We start from the raw sequence: 19137 nt of genomic DNA, 5'->3' as shown, positions 1-19137 counted from the left end.
AAGGAATGGACGGAATTCTCAAGGGCCTGCGCATCGTCGAAGGCTCGGCCTTTGTCGCCGCGCCGCTCGGCGGCATGACCCTGGCCCAGCTCGGAGCGGAGGTCATACGCTTCGACCCGATCGGCGGCGGCCTCGACTACCGCCGCTGGCCACTCACCCTCGACGGCAAGCACAGCCTTTTCTGGGCGGGGCTCAACAAGGGCAAACGCTCGATCGCCGTCGACCTCCGCCTGCCGCGCGGGCAGGAACTGCTCACTCGGCTGATCTGTGCGCCGGGAGAACACGCGGGCCTGTTCAGCACCAACTTTCCCGCCAAAGGCTGGCTGGCCTACGAATCGCTCAAGGAACACCGTCCGGATCTGATCATGGTGAACCTCACCGGGCGCCGCGACGGCGGCTCAGAAGTCGATTACACTCTGAACCCGCAGGTCGGCCTACCCATGATGACCGGGCCAAACAGTTCACCGGAGGTGGTCAACCACGTCTTCCCGGCCTGGGACTTCATCAGCGGTCACTTGATCGCCATCGGTCTTCTGGCAGCCGAAAGGCACCGCCGGCTGACCGGCGAAGGACAGCTGGTTCGTCTGGCGCTGAAGGATGTGGCGCTGGCAATGCTCGGCAACTTCGGCATGCTAGCCGAAGCGGCGGTCAACGACACGGACCGACCGCGCCAAGGCAACTACCTCTACGGTGCTTTCGGTCGCGACTTCGCGACGCTCGACGGCAAGCGCCTGATGGTCGTGGGACTGACCGGCATGCAGTGGCGCCGGCTGACCAAAGCCACCGGCCTGCGCGAGTCGATCGGCGCGCTTTCGACCCGGCTAGGGCTCGACTTCGACGACGAAGGTAATCGCTATCGGGCGCGCCAAGAAATCGCCGCGCTCCTCGAACCGTGGTTCCACGCGCGCACGCTCGCCGAAGCCGCGCTGACTCTCGATGCACACGGTGTCACCTGGGGCCCCTATCGCAGCGTGCGCGAAGAAATTGCCACCGACCCCGACTGCTCGGCCGACAACCCCATGTTCACGCTCGCCGCCCAGCCCGGCGTCGGCACCTACCTGATGCCGTCGTCGCCGCTCGACTTCAGCGGCGTGCCGCGCCTGCCGGCAATGCCGGCCCCGCGGCTCGGCGAACACACTGACGAGATTCTGCTCGACGTCCTCGGCCTGAGCGAGGCCGAGGTCGGCCGCCTGCACGATGCACGCGTCGTCGCCGGACCAACCTGAAATAGCGGCGAGCCACACGTTGGCCAGCGCCGAAGTACCCGACGCATTCTTTTTGACCAGGGAACATGCCATGAAGCTACCAGTACACTTCTACAAACCTCTCGCCATCGGTGCGCCGCAACCGCTGCGCGAGTTGCCGGTACGACCGGAAAGAATGATTCATTTCTTTCCCCCGCACATCGACAAAATCCGCGCCAAGGCGCCCGAAACCGCCAGACAGTGCGACGTGATGTGCGGCAACCTTGAGGACGCCATCCCGATCGAAGCCAAGGAGGCAGCACGCGCGGGATTCATCGAACTGCTGACCGCGAACGACTTCGGCGACACCGGCATGTGGGTGCGAATCAACGCCCTCAACAGCCCGTGGGTACTCGACGACCTCAACGAGATCATCAAACACGTCGGCAACAAGCTCGACGTAATCATGATTCCCAAGGTCGAAGGCCCCTGGGACATTCACTTCGTCGATCAATACGTCTCGCTGCTCGAAGCGAAATACGCCATCAGGAAGCCGATTCTGCTGCACGCCCTGCTCGAAACAGCTCAGGGTGTCACCAACGTCGAGGCGATCTGCCGCGCCAGTCCACGCATGCATGGCTTGAGCCTCGGTCCCGCCGATCTTGCCGCCTCACGCGGCATGAAGACGACCCGCGTCGGTGGTGGTCATCCGGGTTACGGCGTCCTCGCCGATCCCGAGGCGGGAAAGGATCAACGCGCCTTTTTCCAGCAGGATCTGTGGCATTACACGGTGGCGCGTATGGTCGACGCCGCGGTGGCACACGGTTTGCGCTCCTTCTACGGGCCGTTCGGCGATCTCAAGGACGAGGCGGCCTGCGAAGCTCAGTTCCGCAATGCCTTTCTGATGGGCTGTTCGGGTGCCTGGTCGCTGGCCCCCAACCAGATCGCGATCGCCAAGCGGGTCTTCAGCCCCGATGCCAAGGAAGTGCTGTTCGCCAAGCGCATCCTCGAAGCGATGCCCGACGGCAGCGGCGTGGCAACGATCGACGGCAAGATGCAGGACGATGCCACCTGGAAGCAGGCAAAGGTCATCGTCGACCTGGCGCGTCTGGTCGCCAGAAGGGATCCGGAACTGGCCGCCGCCTATGGCTGGTAAGCGATCCGTAACTTGGCACCACAAGGAGAAAGTTTGATGAGCGACAAAACAGGATTGGGAAATTTCTTCGAGGATTTCCGCGTCGGACAATCGATCGCCCATGCGACCCCGAGAACGATCAGCGAAGGCGATGTGGCGCTCTACACGGCACTGACCGGCTCACGCTTCGCCATCACTTCGGCCGACACCTTCGCACACAGCCTGGGCTTCGCGCGAGCGCCGGTAGACAACCTGCTGACGTTCAACATCGTCTTTGGCAAAACGGTACCCGACATCTCCCTGAACGCCGTCGCCAACCTGGGCTACTCCGCAGGCCGCTTCGGCCACCGAGTCTATCCGGGTGATACGCTGACGGCCGATTCGACGGTAATCGGCCTCAAGGAAAACCGGGACGGCAAAACGGGCATCGTCTATGTGCACTCGCGCGGCGTCAACCAGCACCAGCAGATCGCTCTCGACTATTGCCGCTGGGTCATGGTGCGCAAGCGAGATCACGCGTCTCCGGCCCCCGAAGCGGTCGTTCCCGAGCTTCCCGATGCGGTCGCGGCAAGCGATCTGGTCGTTCCGGCGGGGATCCGTGTCGACCAGTACGACTGCGGACTTTCGGGCAGCCCCAGCCTGTGGGACGACTATCAGGTTGGTGAACGAATCGATCACGTGGATGGTATGACCATCGAGGAAAGCGAACACATGATGGCCACCCGACTCTACCAGAACACCGCCCGCGTGCACTTCAATCAGCATGCCGAACAGGCTGGACGTTTTGGCCGCCGCCTCATCTACGGTGGCTACATCATAGGCTTGGCGCGTGCGCTGTCCTTCAATGGCCTGGCCAATGGTTTTCTCGTTACGGCGATCAACGGCGGCCGGCATGTCAATCCAACCTTTGCCGGCGACACTGTTTACGCTTGGTCGGAAGTGATCGACAAACTGACCCTCCCGGGCCGCAACGACCTCGGCGCCTTGCGCCTGCGCACCGTAGCGACCAAGGACCGCCCCTGCGCCGACTTTCCCTACCAGACCAGCGACGGTCGCTACGATCCGAGCGTCCTTCTCGACTTCGATTACACGGTCCTGATACCGAGACGCGCGTAGAACCGTTCGGCGGTTGGCCATACGCCAAGGTATCGTTGTTTTCAATGGACTGGAACTAAGCTATGCTGCGCAGGCGTCAAAAAAACGATGGAAAACAATGGAGGAAACATGTTCCAAGTCCGCATACACGGTCGCGGTGGCCAAGGCGTGGTAACGGCCGCCGAGATGCTGTCTATTGCTGCGTTTGAGGAAGGCCGCCATGCCCAGGCCTTCCCGAGTTTCGGTTCGGAAAGAACCGGTGCCCCGGTAGTTGCCTTCTGCCGCATCGCCGACCAGGAGATCCGACTGCGCGAACCGATCATGGAACCCGATGCGCTGATCATTCAAGATCCGACGCTGCTGCTCCAGGTCGACGTCTTCTCAGGACTGAAGAAAGGCGGATACATACTGATCAACACGAGCCGCTCGTTCGACGAACTGGGCCTCGGCGACTACGTCCGGGACTGGCCGCCGGAGAGGCTATGCACTGTCCCCGCCACCGACCTCAGCCGCAAGCATGTCGGCCGCCCGATGCCCAATGTCCCTCTGCTGGCCGGTTTCGCCGCGGCATCCGGCATCATCCGCCTCGAATCGGTGATCAAGGCGATCAGCGCCAAGTTTTCCGATAAGGTAGCGAGCAGCAATATCGCTGCGGCAACCGAAGCGTATCAGTTCGTTGCCGACGAAATTGCCGCGGCACGTCATCAGGAGGCCGCACATGCTTAAGCAAACCGAAGGTTCACACGCCGTCGCCGAAGCCGTCGGGCTGTGCCGGCCCGAAGTGATCTGCGCCTACCCGATTTCACCGCAGACGCACATCGTCGAAGGCCTTGGCGAAATGGTCAAGGCGGGCGAGATTGCCAACTGCGAGTTCATCAACGTCGAATCCGAGTTCGCCGCGATGAGCGTCGCCATCGGCTCGTCGGCAACCGGTGCCCGCACCTATACCGCGACGGCGTCACAGGGTCTGCTGTTCATGGCCGAAGCGGTCTACAACGCTTCCGGTCTGGGCCTGCCGATCGTAATGACGGTCGCCAACCGAGCGATAGGCGCTCCCATCAACATCTGGAATGACCACACCGACGCGCTCTCGCAACGTGACAGCGGCTGGATTCAACTCTTCGCCGAAACCAACCAGGAAGCCCTCGACCTGCACATTCAGGCTTTCAAGCTGGCCGAAGAAGTCAGCCTGCCGGTAATGGTCTGCATGGACGGCTTCATCCTGACGCACGCCTACGAACGGGTGGACGTGCCGACACAGGAACAGGTCGATGCCTTCCTGCCACCTTACGAACCGCGGCAGGTGCTCGATCCAACGGAGCCGGTGTCGATCGGCGCCATGGTCGGTCCCGAGGCGTTCTCGGAAGTACGCTATCTCGCGCACGCCAAACAGATGCAGGCGCTTGAACTTATCCCGCAAATGGCCGAGCAGTTCAAGCAGATATTTGGTCGCGATTCAGGTGGCCTGACGCATTCCTATCTAGTGGACGACGCCGAAACCATCGTCGTGGCCATGGGCTCGGTGCTGGGAACGATCAAGGACACAGTCGACGACATGCGCAGCGCCGGCGAGAAAATCGGCGTGCTGGGCATCACCTCCTACCGTCCGTTCCCGATCGAGAGCGTGCGCACCGCCCTGCAGAACGCGCAGCGCGTTGTCGTTCTGGAGAAGAGCTTGGCCGTCGGCATTGGCGGTGTCCTATCAACCGACGTGCGCATGGCGATGTCGGGGCTGCAACTCCATGGACACACGGTCGTCGCTGGACTCGGTGGCCGGGCAATCACCCGCAAGTCACTGCGCGCGCTCTTTGGCAAGGCGATCCGTGGCGAACTGGGCCACCTCACCTTCCTCGATCTCGACTGGAACGTGGTCAACAAACAGCTCGAACGCGAACGCACCAAGCGCCGCTCTGGTCCGGCTGCCGAAAGCATGCTGCGTGATGTCGGCGTCGTTGCTGCCCGTATAGGCTGAGGAGACCGAAAATGAGCTTCCAACCCGTCCATTTCTATCAGACCGGTACGTTTACCGTCGGCAACCGCCTGTTGGCGCAGGAAGAACGCAGTGTCCAGGCCAACATGGAACGTACCAACTCCCTCAACTCGGGGCACCGCGCCTGCCAAGGCTGTGGCGAGGCTCTCGGCGCGCGCTACGCGATCGACGCGGCGATGAATGCCGCGCGCGGCCGCCTGATCGCCGCCAACGCCACCGGCTGCCTGGAGGTTTTCTCCACTCCCTATCCCGAAACCTCGTGGCAGATCCCGTGGATCCACTCGCTGTTCGGCAACACCGCAGCCGTTGCCACGGGCATCGCCGCCGCGATCAAGGTGAAAAGACAAAAGGGCCAGATGGGCGATGTGCGCGTTGTCGCCCAGGGAGGCGACGGCGGCACGACCGACATCGGTTTCGGCTGCCTGTCCGGGATGTTCGAACGCAATGACGACGTTTTGTATATCTGCTACGACAACGGCGGCTACATGAACACCGGCGTCCAGCGCAGTTCGGCCACGCCACCTGCGGCCCGCACGGCGACCACGATGCCGGTTGGACCCGAGCCCGGCAATGCCTTCGGGCAGGGCAAGTTCGTCCCGGCGATTGCCATGGCGCACGAGATCCCGTACGTGGCGACGGCCACCGTCGCCGACCTGCGCGACCTGGAATACAAGGTGACCAAGGCCATGGGAATGCGCGGCGCGCGCTACATCCATATCCTGGTGCCTTGCCCGCTCGGCTGGGGCGCGGCCTCGCAGGACACCATCAAACTCGCGCGCCTGGCCAAGGAAACCGGCATATTCCCGGTTTTCGAAGCCGAACGTGGCGAGGTGACCGGCGTGTTGAAGATCCGCCGGCCACAACCAGTCGAGGAGTACCTGCGACTGCAGAAGCGCTACGCGCACCTGTTCGGCAAAAAGCCGGCAGTGGAAACGATCGCTCGCCTGCAGGCGGCCGCAGACAAGAACATTCGCAAATACGGACTGCTCGACCAGGAGGCAAACTGATGGACAAACCCTTTGCCATTACTCTAGATCCCGGCTCGTCGCTGGCCAATCACACGGGTTCGTGGCGTACCTCGCGCCCGGTGTATGTTGACCGGCTGCCGCCCTGCAACAAACAGTGCCCGGCCGGCGAGGACATTCAGGGCTGGCTCTTCCACGCCGAGTCGGGCGACTACGAGAGTGCTTGGCGGCACCTGACGAAAGACAACCCCTTCCCGGCGATCATGGGACGCGTGTGTTATCACACTTGCGAAGGTGCCTGCAACCGCGGGCAACTGGATGCGCCGGTCGGCATCAATTCGGTCGAGCGCTTCCTCGGCGACGAGGCCCTTAAGCGCGGCTGGAAACTCAGCGCACCGGCCGCCGAATCGGGCAAGCGGATCCTGGTCGTCGGCGCCGGTCCGTCCGGCATGTCGGCCGCCTATCACCTGCGACGGCTCGGCCACAGTGTCACGGTCTACGAAGCCGGCCCCTTGCTCGGCGGGATGATGCGCTTCGGCATTCCCAAGTACCGCCTGCCGCGCGACGTCCTCGAGGCGGAAATGCAGCGTGTCGTGGACCTCGGCGTTGAGGTGCGGCTGAACAGCAAGGTCGACAATATCCTCGACACGATGCGCGACGGCAAGTTCGACGCGGCCTTTCTGGCCGTAGGCGCGCATATCGGCAAACGAGCCCGTATTCCCGCTGGCGACGCGGCGAAGATCATCGACGCCATCTCGCTGCTACGCAGCATGGAAGGCGAAGAGAAGCCGCTGCTCGGACGTCGTGTCGTTGTTTACGGCGGTGGCAACACCGCCATCGACGTCGCGCGTACCGCCAAACGCATGGGCGCCGAGCCTTTGATTGTCTACCGCCGGACGCGTGAAAAGATGCCGGCGCACGACTTCGAAGTCGAGGAGGCACTCCAGGAAGGCATCATGGTGAAGTGGCTGTCGACCATCAAACAAGCCCATGAATCCTCGCTGACCATCGAGAAGATGGCACTGGACGACAAAGGCTTTCCCCAACCGACCGGCGAATTCGAGACCATCGAAGCCGATTCGTTGGTCCTCGCGCTCGGCCAGGATGTCGATCTCGGATTACTGGAGGGCGTTCCGGGACTGCAAGTGACGGATGGCGTCGTCGAGGTCGCGCCCAACATGATGACCGGCCACCCCGGCATTTTCGCTGGCGGCGACATGGTCCCCGCCGAGCGCAATGTCACCGTCGGCATTGGCCACGGCAAACAGGCAGCACGGCACATCGACGCCTGGCTGCGCGGTGAGCAGTACGTGCCGCCGGTTCAGCGCGAGGTGGCGGTGTTCGAAAACCTCAACACCTGGTATTACGCGGACGCGCCGAAAACCGTCCGGCCGATGCTCGACATTATTCGCCGCCAATCGACTTTTGACGAAGTGCAAGGTGGACTCGACGAGAGCAACGCCCTCTTCGAAGCCCGCCGCTGCCTCTCCTGTGGCAACTGCTTCGAATGCGACAACTGCTACGGCGTCTGCCCCGACAATGCAGTGATCAAGCTCGGTCCCGGCAAGCGGTTCGAGTTCAACTACGATTATTGCAAGGGCTGCGGCGTGTGCGTCGCCGAATGCCCGTGCGGCGCGATCAAGATGGAGGCCGAAGAGATCTGAGCTGAGGCCTCGTCCGTGACGGCTGCACCGCTCGGTTTTCCGTCACCGTAAGCGCGCAACAACAACCCCGGCCCGGTGCGGACATCCGGGTCGCCCACTGTAGCGACACTTCGAGCGTTGCGCTCGGAGTGTCTTTCCTCTCTTCCCCAACCCGCGAGGTATTTATGCCAACTGAAACGAAAAACGTCTATGTATTTGGTGCCGCCCGAACCGATGGCGACGCCAAGATGAAGAACACTCTCGGAGGCAAGGGCGCCAACCTGGCCGAAATGTGCCGCCTGGGAATCGCCGTGCCGCCTGGCTTCACGATCAGCACCGAAGCCTGCACCATCTATACTGAACAGGGCAAGGACGCGGTGTTCAAGGTCATCGAGGCCGAAGTTCGGCAGGGCGTAGCCTTCATCGAACAGGAAATGGGGAAGAAGTTCGGTGATGCGTCGGATCCGCTGCTGCTGTCCGTGCGCTCGGGTTCGCGCGCGTCGATGCCGGGCATGATGGATACCATTTTGAATCTCGGTCTCAACGACGAAGCGGTAGTCGGTCTCGCTCGCAAGGCCAACAACGAACGCTTCGCGTGGGACTCCTATCGCCGCTTCGTGCAGATGTACGGCGACGTCGTCATGGGGCTGAAGCCCGTATCGAAAGAAGACCACGATCCATTCGAAGTGGTCATCGACATGCTCAAAGAGAAAAAAGGCGTCGAACTCGACACCGACCTCGACACCGATGACCTGAAAGAACTCGTGTTGCGCTTCAAGGGGCTCATTCGTGCCCGCGTCGGCCGCGATTTTCCGACTGACCCGTGGGAGCAACTGTGGGGCGCGGTGATGGCGGTCTTCCAGAGTTGGAACAACGACCGTGCCAAAGTCTACCGCGAACTGAACGACATCCCGGATTCCTGGGGTACCGCCGTCAACGTTCAGGCCATGGTATTCGGCAACCTCGGCGAGAATAGTGGTACCGGCGTGGCTTTCACGCGTGACGCCGGAACCGGTGAAGACCTGTTCAACGGTGAGTTTCTGGTCAATGCCCAGGGCGAAGACGTCGTCGCCGGCATCCGCACTCCACAGCAAGTCACCCTCGAGGGTTCACGCCGCTGGGCGAAGCTGGCCTTGGTCAGTGAGGAAGAACGGCGCGCCAAGTTCCCTTCCCTCGAAGAACTCATGCCGGACATCTACCAACAGCTTCTGCAGGCCGAAACCAAGCTCGAAAAGCACTATTCGGACATGCAGGACGTCGAGTTCACTATCCAGGAAGGCCGCCTTTGGATGCTGCAGACCCGCAACGGCAAACGTACCGGGTCGGCGATGGTGCGCATCGCGATGGAAATGCTGCGCCAGGGAATCATCGATGAAAAAGAAGCCTTGCGTCGCGTCGACCCGGAGCGGCTGAACGAGCTCTTGCACCCGGTTTTCGATCCGGCCGAGATCAAGAAGGCACGTTCGATCGCGCACGGACTGCCCGCCTCCCCGGGTGCGGCGACCGGCCAAATCGTCTTCTTTGCCGACGAAGCCGAAGAATGGGTAAGAAAAGGAAAGAAAGTCATCCTGGTGCGCCAGGAAACATCGCCCGAAGATTTGCGGGGCATGAGCGTCGCCCAGGGAATTCTCACCGCCCGTGGCGGCATGACCTCGCATGCGGCGGTCGTTGCACGCGGCATGGGCAAGTGTTGCGTATCCGGGGCCGGAGCAGTGCATGTGGATTACCATGCACGCACGATGTCGGTCGGTGGTGAAACCTGGGCAGAAGGCGACTGGCTTTCGCTCGACGGATCGACCGGCGAAGTGTACCTGGGGCAGGTGGCGACGAAAGAAGCCGAACTCACCGGCGACTTCGGAGCGCTCATGGAACTTGCCGATCGCTACAAGAAGCTGGCGGTGCGCGCCAATGCCGACACCCCCGAGGACGCCAAGGCGGCACGCGTCTTCGGCGCCAAGGGCATCGGCCTGTGCCGCACCGAGCACATGTTCTTCGAGGGCGATCGCATCAAGGCGGTGCGCGAAATGATCCTCGCCGACGACGAAAGCGGGCGACGGCGGGCGCTGGCGAAGCTACTGCCGATGCAGCGTGCCGACTTCGAAGGCTTGTTCCGCGAGATGAGCGGGCTTCCGGTCACCATCCGTTTGCTCGATCCACCGCTGCACGAATTCGTTCCGCACGACGAGGCCAACCAGAAGATCATGGCCCACGAGATGAACGTTCCGCTCGGTGTAATCAAGATGCGGGTCGACGATTTGCACGAGTTCAACCCGATGATGGGTCATCGCGGCTGCCGCCTCGGCATCAGCTATCCGGAAATCACCGAAATGCAGACACGGGCGATCCTCGAGGCCGGCCTCAACATGAAGGCCAAGGGATACGACGTGAAAGCCGAAATCATGATTCCGCTGGTCGGCACGGTACGCGAATTCAATGCTCAGGCGCGCGTCATCCGCCAGACAGCGACAGCCGTTTTCAATGAACGTGGCGAAACGCTCGACTACCTTCTCGGAACGATGATCGAGACCCCGCGTGCCGCGCTGATCGCCGACAGCATCGGCCAACAGGCGCAGTTCTTCTCTTTCGGGACGAACGATCTGACGCAAATGACCATGGGCTTCTCGCGCGACGACTCAGGCAAATTCCTGCCGAGTTACCTGAAAGACGGCATGTACGAGCGCGACCCTTTCCAGTCGATCGACCAGAAAGGTGTCGGCTTGTTGGTCAAGATGGCGGTCGAGAAAGGCCGTTCGGTACGCGAGGGAATCAAGCTCGGGGTCTGTGGAGAACACGGTGGCGATCCGACGTCGATCGACTTCTTCCACCGCACCGGTCTCGACTACGTGAGTTGCTCGCCGTTCCGGGTTCCGATCGCCCGCTTGGCCGCGGCTCAATCGTCGATCAACAACCCGTAAGGCGCCGGTCGGACGCTTCCTGGCACCATTCCTGGCCACTCCGGTAGTCGGGAGAAGGACCGCATCGGAAGCGACCGGCGTTTGCCGCAGTGATGCACCCCCGGCTCGCCGGGGGTGCTCTTTTTTGCTCGACGAGAAACGACTACGGACAAACCACTCGACGAACCCTCGAGTGGGCGCCTACCCCGGCGTTCTCTACTCTGAAGATATGGATTTCGAACTCTTGGCCCACGACGGCCCGGCTCGCCGCGGCCGCCTCCGTTTCACTCACGGCAGCGTCGACACGCCAACCTTCATGCCGGTCGGCACCTACGGAACCGTGAAAGCGATGACTCCGCGCGACCTGACCGAAACCGGGGCCCAGATCTGTCTCGGCAACACTTTCCATCTCTGGCTGCGCCCAGGGCTCGACGTGATCGCCGCTCACGGTGGGCTGCACCGCTTCATGTGCTGGAACGGGCCGATTCTCACGGACTCCGGCGGATTTCAAGTGTTTTCACTCGGTGCCCTGCGCAAAATCAGCGAGGAGGGAGTCCGCTTCCAGTCACCGGTCAATGGTGACCGCCTGTTTCTGACGCCCGAGGGGTCGATGCACATTCAGCACGTGCTCGATTCCGATGTCGTCATGATCCTCGACGAATGCACTCCCTACCCCACCAGTCATGGGGCAGCCGCGGCGTCGATGCGTCTGTCGCTGCGCTGGGCGCAGCGCTCGCGTCACAAGCACGACCAGCTCGGCAACCCTAACGCGCTCTTCGGTATCGTCCAGGGTGGCATGTACGAAGACCTGCGCGAGGAATCACTAGCCTCCCTGATCGACATCGGTTTCGACGGCTTTGCGATCGGCGGCCTGTCAGTCGGCGAACCGAAGGCCGAAATGACCCGCATCTTGGCGCACACAGCGCCTCGCCTGCCGCCCGACAAGCCGCGCTATCTGATGGGAGTCGGCACGCCCGAAGATCTCGTTGCCGCGGTCAGCAAGGGCATCGACATGTTCGACTGCGTCCTGCCAACGCGCAACGCGCGCAATGGCCACCTCTATACCCGTCATGGCGACATCCGGATTCGCAACGCGCGCCACAAAAACGACCCGCGTCCGCTCGACGAAACCTGCAAGTGTTACACCTGCCTCAATTTCTCGCGTGCCTATCTGCATCACCTCAATCGGGTCGGCGAGATTCTCGGTGCGCAGCTCGCTACTCTGCACAACCTGCACTACTACCAGGATCTGATGGGCGAGCTGCGCACGGCGATCGCGACCGGAACCTTGGCCAGGAGTGTCGCCACCTTCCACAGCGCACGTGCCGAGCAGGCGGGAGGCTAGTGGTACAATTATCGGTTCCATTCAAACAACCTGCTTTAGGAGACTGATGTGCTGATCAGCACCGCCCACGCCCAAACGGCTGCAGCCACCGATCCGACCGGTGGTTTCATGCAACTGTTGCCGATCATTCTGATGTTCGTCGTTCTCTATTTCCTGATGATTCGACCGCAAATGAAGCGGGCCAAGGAACACAAAGCTCTGATCGAGGCCCTCACCAAAGGCGACGAAATCGTCACCGGTGGCGGAATCGCCGGCCGGATCACCAAGGTCAGTGACAATTTCATCACCCTCGAGGTCGCTGACACAGTGGAAATCCAGGTTCAGAAACAGGCCGTTACGCTACTACTCCCAAAGGGCACGCTGAAAGCGCTCTAATCACCCGCCGGGCTGCCTGCCCTCAGGCAGCGCCGTCCACATCCGACTGTCTGCCTCCATGAATCGCTATCCGCTCTGGAAATACGTCACCGTCGCCGTCGCGCTGCTAGTCAGCCTGGTGTATACCTTGCCGAATTTTTTCGGCGAATCGCCCGCCGTCCAGGTTTCCAGCGCCAAGGCCACGCTCAAGGTCGATGAAAAAACCCGCGAGCGTGTCGCCATCACCTTGCAGAGCGCCGGCGTCGCGATCAACGGCATCTTCCTCGACGCTACCGGCGTCAAGGTTCGCCTGCACAACTCGGACAGCCAGTTGCAAGCGAAGGATATTCTGGAGCGACAGTTCAATCCCGACCCGGCTGACCCCCAGTATGTCGTCGCGCTGAACCTGCTCTCCAGTTCGCCGCAATGGCTGACGAGTTTGCATGCCCTGCCGATGTACCTCGGCCTCGACCTGCGTGGCGGTGTGCATTTCCTTCTCCAGGTGGACATGAAAGGCGCGCTGACCAAGCGCCTCGATTCGATCAGCGGTGACCTGCGCAGTCTGCTACGCGACAAGAATGTTCGTCACTCGGGAATCAACCGGGAGGGCGACCGGCTGATCATTCGCTTCCGCGACAACGACATTCGAAGCAAAGCGCGCAGTGTTTTGGAAAGCAACCAGTCCGATCTATCACTCGCCGAGCAGGGAGAAGGCGACGACCTTAGGCTGGTCGCGACGCTGAAGCCGGAGGCGATCAAGCGCATCCAGGAATTCGCGGTCAAACAGAACATGGGAACGCTGAATAACCGGATCAACGAACTCGGCGTCGCCGAGCCGGTCATTGCGCAGCAAGGCGCCGATCGCATCGTCGTACAGTTGCCGGGCGTACAGGACCCCGGCAAGGCGAAGGACATCCTCGGCCGTACGGCGACCCTCGAAATCCGCATGGTCGACGAGACGGCGGGTGCGCTCGAGGCGGCGCAAGCCGGGCAAGTTCCTTTTGGCGCCGAGCTCTACGTCGAACGCGGTGGCGTTCCGCTGCTGGTCAAGAAACAAGTCGTGCTGACCGGCGACCGACTGACGGACGCACAACCGGGTTTCGACAGTCAGACTCAGGAGCCGGCCGTCCACCTGACTCTCGACTCCGCCGGCGCACGTATCTTCAAGGATGTCACGCGCGACAACGTCGGCAAACGTATGGCGATTGTGCTGATCGAGAAAGGCAAGGGCGAGGTGGTCACGGCGCCGGTGATCAGGGCGGAGATCGGCGGCGGCCGAGTACAGATTTCCGGCCGGATGAGCACCATGGAAGCCAACGATACGGCGCTTTTGCTGCGTGCCGGGTCGCTCGCCGCACCGATGGAAATCATCGAGGAACGGGCGATCGGCCCCAGCCTCGGAGCCGAAAACATTCGGAAGGGCTTCCACTCGACGATGTGGGGTTTCGCGGCGATCGCCGTCTTCATGACCGCCTACTATCTACTGTTCGGGCTCGTATCGGTGGTCGCCCTGGCCGCCAACCTGCTCTTCCTGGTCGCCCTGCTCTCGCTTTTGCAGGCCACGCTGACCTTGCCCGGTATCGCCGCCATCGCCCTCGCGCTCGGCATGGCCATCGACGCCAACGTTCTGATCAACGAGCGAATCCGCGAGGAGTTGCGCAACGGTTCGTCGCCGCAGTTGGCGATCCACACGGGTTACGAGCGAGCTTTTGGCACCATTCTCGATTCCAACATCACGACCCTGATTGCCGGCATCGCCCTGCTCATTTTCGGCTCTGGCCCGGTACGCGGCTTCGCCGTCGTACACTGCCTCGGAATTCTGACCTCACTTTTCTCGGCGGTGGTCGTCTCGCGCGCCATGATCAACCTGATCTACGGCAACCGCCGCAAGATCGAGTCGCTGGCCATCGGCCAGATCTGGAAACCTGGTAACACGGCCGCCGCGCAATAGGAGAGCATCCAGATGGAATTCTTCCGCATCCGCAAAGACATCCCGTTCATGCGTCACGCCTTGGTGTTCAATGTCGTGTCGCTACTCACTTTCCTGCTCGCCGTGTTCTTCCTCGTCAGTCGCGGCCTACATCTTTCGGTCGAATTCACCGGTGGAACGTTGATTGAACTCAGCTACACGCAGGCGGCAGACCTGGAAAAAGTCCGCGAAGGCCTCGGCAAGGCCGGCTACAGCGACTTCTCGGTGCAAAACTTCGGCTCCAGTCAGGACGTGCTGATCCGTCTACCGCTGCGCGCGGATCAGAACACGACCAAGATCGGCGAATCGGTATTGCAGGCCCTCGACGCCGAGGCATCGGGAGCTTCGCTGCGCCGGGTCGAGTTCGTCGGCCCTCAGGTAGGGAAGGAACTGGCGGAAAATGGTGCCCTGGCGCTCTTGTTGGTCGTTATAGGCATCGTTGTCTACCTGGCGTTCCGCTTCGAGTGGCGCTTTTCGGTCTCGGCCATCATCGCCAACCTGCACGACGTGATCATCATCCTGGGCTTCTTCGCGTTCTTCCAGTGGGAATTTTCGCTTTCGGTCTTGGCAGCGGTGCTCGCCGTGCTTGGCTATTCCGTCAATGAGTCGGTCGTCGTTTTCGACCGCGTCCGAGAGACCTTCCGGAAAGTGCGCGGACTGACGACGCCACAGGTCCTCGACCACGCCATTACCAGCACCATCTCGCGTACCATCATCACGCACGGTTCGACCCAGATGATGGTCCTCTCGATGCTGCTCTTCGGTGGCGAGACGTTGTACTACTTCGCGCTGGCGCTGACCATCGGCATCTGTTTCGGAATCTACTCGTCGGTGCTGGTCGCGAGCCCGCTGGTGATGTGGCTTGGCGTCTCGCGCGAGCAGTTCGTCAGGCCGAAGAAGCAGATCGAAGGGGCCAACGAGGATGGCGCCGTGGTCTAACAACCTGCGCTGACCTCGTCGGTCAAGCACGTTCGTGCCCGTGATACCGACCTGATCGAGGAACGTACGAGGCGGGCACAACGGCAGGACTGTTCGGGAAACCTTTGAACACTCGGATGGAGAAGCTCATGAACAAGCAACGGATTCGGCTTTGGGATCTGCCAACCCGCCTCTTCCACTGGTTGCTGGTCATGCTCGTACTGACTTCTTTCATCAGCGGCAAGATCGGTGGCAACGCGATGGAATGGCACGGCAAGTGCGGCCTTGCGATTCTCGGCCTGTTGGCCTTTCGTCTGATCTGGGGGATCGTCGGCTCGACCTATGCACGCTTTGCCAGCTTTTTCCCTACACCGGCGACCGTGGCTGCGTATCTCCGCGGCGAATGGCGAGGCCTGGGCCACAACCCGCTTGGCGCGTTCTCGGTCTTCGGCCTATTGGGCCTACTCGCTTTCCAGGTCGTTAGCGGCCTTTTCGGCAACGACGACATCGCTTTCCGCGGTTACTTGTACGATCTGATCGGCAAGGATCTGAGCGACCGCCTGACGGGCTGGCACAAGCTTTCCGTAAACCTGCTGATCGCCCTCGTTGCACTGCATGTCTCCGCCATTCTGTTCTACGCCCGCGTCAAGAAGGACAATCTGGTCAAGCCCATGTTGACGGGCTGGAAGGAGGTCGATCCTGGCGAAGGCGGATCGGCGACTGGTGGTGGTCCGCTGGCCCTCATCGTTGCCCTGCTGGTCGCTGTCGCGGCGGTCTATGGTGGCTCGGGCGCTTGGCTGCCGACACCGTCGTCGCCAGTAGCCACACCGAGCACTACGCCGGCCTGGTAGAAAAAAGGCAGCGCCTACGCCTAAGTTGCCGCCTTTCGCCGCGCCAGCGCTACCGTGTGGCTCAGGATTCAGTCGTTGCGGTACTTGTCGTGACAGGCCTTGCAGCTTTCACCGGTCTTCCCGAACTGCACCTTGACGGCAGCGGCGTCGCCGCTGGCGGCGGCCTTCTGCAATTCGTTGGCTTCCTTGATGTAAGCCATCGCTAGTTCCTTGACCTTGTCCTGCTCCTTGAAGAATTCAGGCTTGACGCGCGTCTTCTGACCACCGACCTCCTTGTCGGTCCCTGGACCAAAGAGCGCACCCATTCCCGAATTTGCCGTTGCGGCAACGACATTGGCCGCCGCGATAACCTGTTCCTTGTTGTACGTCCCTTCGAGATTGGCCTTGATCTTGCCCATGTTCCAAGCCATGAAGCTGTAGCCCGCCTTGCGGTACTTGATCATTTCCTCCGGCTTCAAGGCCTGCTGCGCGAGAACAGTGCCGGCAAAACTGGTAAGCATCAGGGCAGCCACGACTTTTTTCATCTTTTCTCTCCATTAGGGTTGACGACAAGATGGGCAACAAACACCGGCGGCGGGATATCCCATCGAATCTGGATTCTATAGAACTTCACAACAACCGTCAGTGACCGGGGTCACCGAAGAGTCTACCGAGCGCCAAGCTACCACATCAAACGACGAAGACGTGCTTGGTAAGCAAAGTCTTCCGTTCCTCCAGCAAGGTCAGCAGGCGATCGATGTTGGGGTGCTTTCCGGGGTTGGCACGAGCATCCTCGGCCTGTTCGGCGAATATCTCCAGACCCATTCTTGCCGCCTCGGGAGTAATCGCTCCGAAAGTCTGCGCCAGATGATTGTAGACCGCCAGCGACCCCTGACTACCGGATTTGTTCTCGATGGCTGCCAGCACCTGACCATCGGCATTGAGCAGTCGAATCGCGGCGAGGTGCGAAATTCCGGGAAGTTTCTTGATATTGTCGGAAAACCGTGTCACCTGCGTTATCCTTATCGCCAACGATTGCTGATCGCCCCGACGACCATCCCGAAGACTCCACCGCCAATAGTGATCGCGAAAACGACTCCCCAAGTCGCCTTTTCAGGTCCGACGACCGACGACCAGAGGGCGGTCAGCAGGCCGCCAGCCAGCAACCCGAAGACGCCACCGACGAAAGCGCCCCGCTTCGTCGCGCCGCGCCGCCCGTCCTCGCCACAACAGTAGGGGCAGTACAGCGAGCCAGCCGCGACTTGCCGCTCGCAACTTGGGCAAATAATCGTTTCGGCAGCCGTCCGAACGGTCGAATGTGGCGCGGCATCGAACGACCCACCCTCAGTACGCATCAGATTCTCCTCGCTAGAGCGGCAGCCATGCCGGTGTAGCTCCATGGGGTCAACTCAAGCAGGTCGGCCTTGGCGGCCTCGGGAATCTCCAGCGATACCACGAAACGCTGCATGTCCTGGCGAGAAACCCGCTTGCCTCGGGTGAGTTCCTTGAGTTTTTCATAGGGATTCGCCACACCGTAGCGACGCATCACCGTCTGTACAGCTTCGGCCAGAAGTTCCCAGTTGGCCTCGAGATCGGCCTGCAGACGCTCGGAATCGGCCTCGAGTTTGCCGAGGCCGCGCAACAGGGAATCGTAGGCCAGCAAGGTGTAGCCGAGAGCGACGCCCATGTTGCGCAAGACGGTCGAGTCAGTCAGGTCGCGCTGCCAGCGCGAGACCGGCAGTTTCTCGGCGAGGTGGCGCAACAACGCGTTCGCCAGGCCCAGATTGCCCTCGGAATTCTCGAAGTCTATCGGATTAACCTTGTGCGGCATCGTCGAGGAACCTATCTCGCCGGCCTTAATCTTCTGCTTGAAATAGCCGAGCGAGATGTAGCCCCAGAGATCGCGGTTCAGGTCGACCAGAATCCCGTTGGCACGCGCAAAGGCGTCGAACAATTCCGCCAGCGCGTCGTGTGGCTCGATCTGAATCGTGTATGGATTGAATTCGAGCCCCAACGATTCGACGAAACGCTTCGCCAGTCCCTCCCAGTCGTAGCCCGGGTAGGCTGTCAAATGAGCGTTGTAGTTGCCCACCGCGCCATTCATCTTGCCGCGCAGTGCAACCCCGGCGATCGTCGAGCGGGCCCGATCGAGCCGGTAAGCGACATTGGCCATCTCCTTGCCAAGTGTCGTCGGCGTTGCCGGTTGCCCGTGCGTACGCGACATCATTGGCAGTTCGGCGAACTCATGCGCAAGATCGCGTAGCCGCTCGAGGAGCCTATCGAGTGTCGGCAGCATCGTTTCGTCGCGCGCCGATCGCAGCATGAGAGCGTGTGCAAGGTTGTTGATATCCTCCGAAGTACACGCGAAGTGGATGAACTCGGCAACACGCGCAACTTCGGCGTTGCCCGCCAAGCGCTGCTTGATCCAGTACTCCAGCGCCTTGACGTCGTGATTGGTCACGGCCTCGATCGCTTTCACCTCGCTCGCCGCCTGCCTATCGAAACCAGTCAGCAGAGCGTCCAGGTCGGCCAGCGTAGCCGAAGAAAAGGCTGGAATCTCCGTAAAATGCGGCTCCACCGCCAAGCTCTTGAGCCATTCGATCTCGACCTGCAGACGGCGACGGATCAGTCCATATTCCGACAGATCGGAGCGTAGCGCATCCAGCCTGACGGCATAGCGGCCGTCCAGCGGTGAGAGAGCGGTCAGCGGAGACGGGGACATATCCGGGGCATCCTTGCAGCGAGAACTGGGCAGGCTCGTATTTTACGCGTGTGAGCAGTCCGCCCGTAAACTGGATGCGACAGCAATGCTATA

17 protein-coding genes are annotated in these 19137 nt (G+C 61.4%); 13 read left to right on the top strand and 4 right to left on the bottom strand.

Annotated features, from left to right (window positions below; all coding sequences use genetic code 11):
- The first annotated feature begins 5 nt into the window (after positions 1-5).
- The 13 genes from Q1M07_RS09645 to Q1M07_RS09585 all read left to right on the top strand — a co-directional run bounded on the left by Q1M07_RS09645 (position 6) and on the right by Q1M07_RS09585 (position 16343).
- Positions 6-1226 carry a 2-methylfumaryl-CoA isomerase gene (locus Q1M07_RS09645; RefSeq protein WP_300453379.1) on the top strand — a complete coding sequence of 407 codons (1221 nt, stop codon included), beginning with the start codon at positions 6-8 and terminating at the stop codon, positions 1224-1226.
- Positions 1227-1296: 70 nt separating this feature from the next.
- Positions 1297-2340, top strand: coding sequence for a CoA ester lyase (locus tag Q1M07_RS09640; protein ID WP_300453377.1), 1044 nt, complete (start codon positions 1297-1299; stop codon positions 2338-2340).
- 36 nt (positions 2341-2376) lie between these two features.
- Positions 2377-3435, top strand: a complete 1059-nt coding sequence (locus Q1M07_RS09635) for a MaoC family dehydratase (RefSeq protein ID WP_300453376.1) — start codon at positions 2377-2379, stop codon at positions 3433-3435.
- Between the two features lie 108 nt (positions 3436-3543).
- On the top strand, positions 3544-4140 hold the full coding sequence (locus tag Q1M07_RS09630) for a 2-oxoacid:acceptor oxidoreductase family protein (RefSeq protein ID WP_300453374.1): 597 nt from the start codon (positions 3544-3546) through the stop codon (positions 4138-4140).
- Positions 4133-5386, top strand: a complete 1254-nt coding sequence (gene porA, locus Q1M07_RS09625; protein WP_300453372.1) for a pyruvate ferredoxin oxidoreductase — start codon at positions 4133-4135, stop codon at positions 5384-5386. The genes Q1M07_RS09630 and porA overlap by 8 nt, the downstream gene beginning before the upstream one ends.
- A gap of 11 nt (positions 5387-5397) precedes the next feature.
- Positions 5398-6411 carry a thiamine pyrophosphate-dependent enzyme gene (locus Q1M07_RS09620; protein WP_300453371.1) on the top strand — a complete coding sequence of 338 codons (1014 nt, stop codon included), beginning with the start codon at positions 5398-5400 and terminating at the stop codon, positions 6409-6411.
- Entirely contained in the window at positions 6411-8033 is a 1623-nt protein-coding gene (locus Q1M07_RS09615; protein WP_300453370.1) for an NAD(P)-binding protein, read from the top strand. Before Q1M07_RS09620 ends, Q1M07_RS09615 begins: the two co-directional genes overlap by 1 nt.
- A 164-nt stretch (positions 8034-8197) precedes the next feature.
- A complete protein-coding gene (gene ppdK / locus Q1M07_RS09610) occupies positions 8198-10927 on the top strand; it encodes a pyruvate, phosphate dikinase (protein ID WP_300453368.1) in 2730 nt (909 codons plus the stop codon).
- A gap of 208 nt (positions 10928-11135) precedes the next feature.
- Positions 11136-12251 carry a tRNA guanosine(34) transglycosylase Tgt gene (tgt, locus tag Q1M07_RS09605; RefSeq protein ID WP_300453443.1) on the top strand — a complete coding sequence of 372 codons (1116 nt, stop codon included), beginning with the start codon at positions 11136-11138 and terminating at the stop codon, positions 12249-12251.
- A 48-nt stretch (positions 12252-12299) separates the two neighbouring features.
- Positions 12300-12626, top strand: a complete 327-nt coding sequence (yajC, locus tag Q1M07_RS09600; protein ID WP_300453366.1) for a preprotein translocase subunit YajC — start codon at positions 12300-12302, stop codon at positions 12624-12626.
- 58 nt (positions 12627-12684) lie between these two features.
- Complete coding sequence (gene secD, locus Q1M07_RS09595) at positions 12685-14556, top strand: protein translocase subunit SecD (RefSeq protein ID WP_300453364.1); 1872 nt, start codon at positions 12685-12687, stop codon at positions 14554-14556.
- 12 nt (positions 14557-14568) lie between these two features.
- Positions 14569-15513 carry a protein translocase subunit SecF gene (secF, locus tag Q1M07_RS09590; protein WP_300453363.1) on the top strand — a complete coding sequence of 315 codons (945 nt, stop codon included), beginning with the start codon at positions 14569-14571 and terminating at the stop codon, positions 15511-15513.
- A 128-nt stretch (positions 15514-15641) separates the two neighbouring features.
- Positions 15642-16343 carry a cytochrome b/b6 domain-containing protein gene (locus Q1M07_RS09585; protein WP_300453361.1) on the top strand — a complete coding sequence of 234 codons (702 nt, stop codon included), beginning with the start codon at positions 15642-15644 and terminating at the stop codon, positions 16341-16343.
- 68 nt (positions 16344-16411) lie between these two features.
- On the opposite strand, the gene Q1M07_RS09580 is transcribed toward Q1M07_RS09585, so the two are convergent.
- The 4 genes from Q1M07_RS09580 to purB all read right to left on the bottom strand — a co-directional run bounded on the left by Q1M07_RS09580 (position 16412) and on the right by purB (position 19044).
- A complete protein-coding gene (locus tag Q1M07_RS09580; RefSeq protein WP_300453359.1) occupies positions 16412-16867 on the bottom strand; it encodes a cytochrome c in 456 nt (151 codons plus the stop codon).
- A 145-nt stretch (positions 16868-17012) separates the two neighbouring features.
- Entirely contained in the window at positions 17013-17333 is a 321-nt protein-coding gene (locus Q1M07_RS09575) for a DUF2322 family protein (RefSeq protein ID WP_300453357.1), read from the bottom strand.
- 11 nt (positions 17334-17344) lie between these two features.
- Positions 17345-17677 (bottom strand): hypothetical protein, encoded by a 333-nt coding sequence (locus Q1M07_RS09570; protein WP_300453355.1) that lies wholly within the window; start codon positions 17675-17677, stop codon positions 17345-17347.
- Positions 17677-19044 (bottom strand): adenylosuccinate lyase, encoded by a 1368-nt coding sequence (gene purB, locus Q1M07_RS09565; RefSeq protein WP_300453353.1) that lies wholly within the window; start codon positions 19042-19044, stop codon positions 17677-17679. Before purB ends, Q1M07_RS09570 begins: the two co-directional genes overlap by 1 nt.
- Positions 19045-19137: the final 93 nt, after the last annotated feature.

Origin of the sequence: Accumulibacter sp., from assembly GCF_029255285.1 — a bacterium.
Taxonomy (GTDB): Bacteria; Pseudomonadota; Gammaproteobacteria; order Burkholderiales; family Rhodocyclaceae; genus Accumulibacter.
This window is presented reverse-complemented; position numbering and strand designations above follow the sequence as displayed.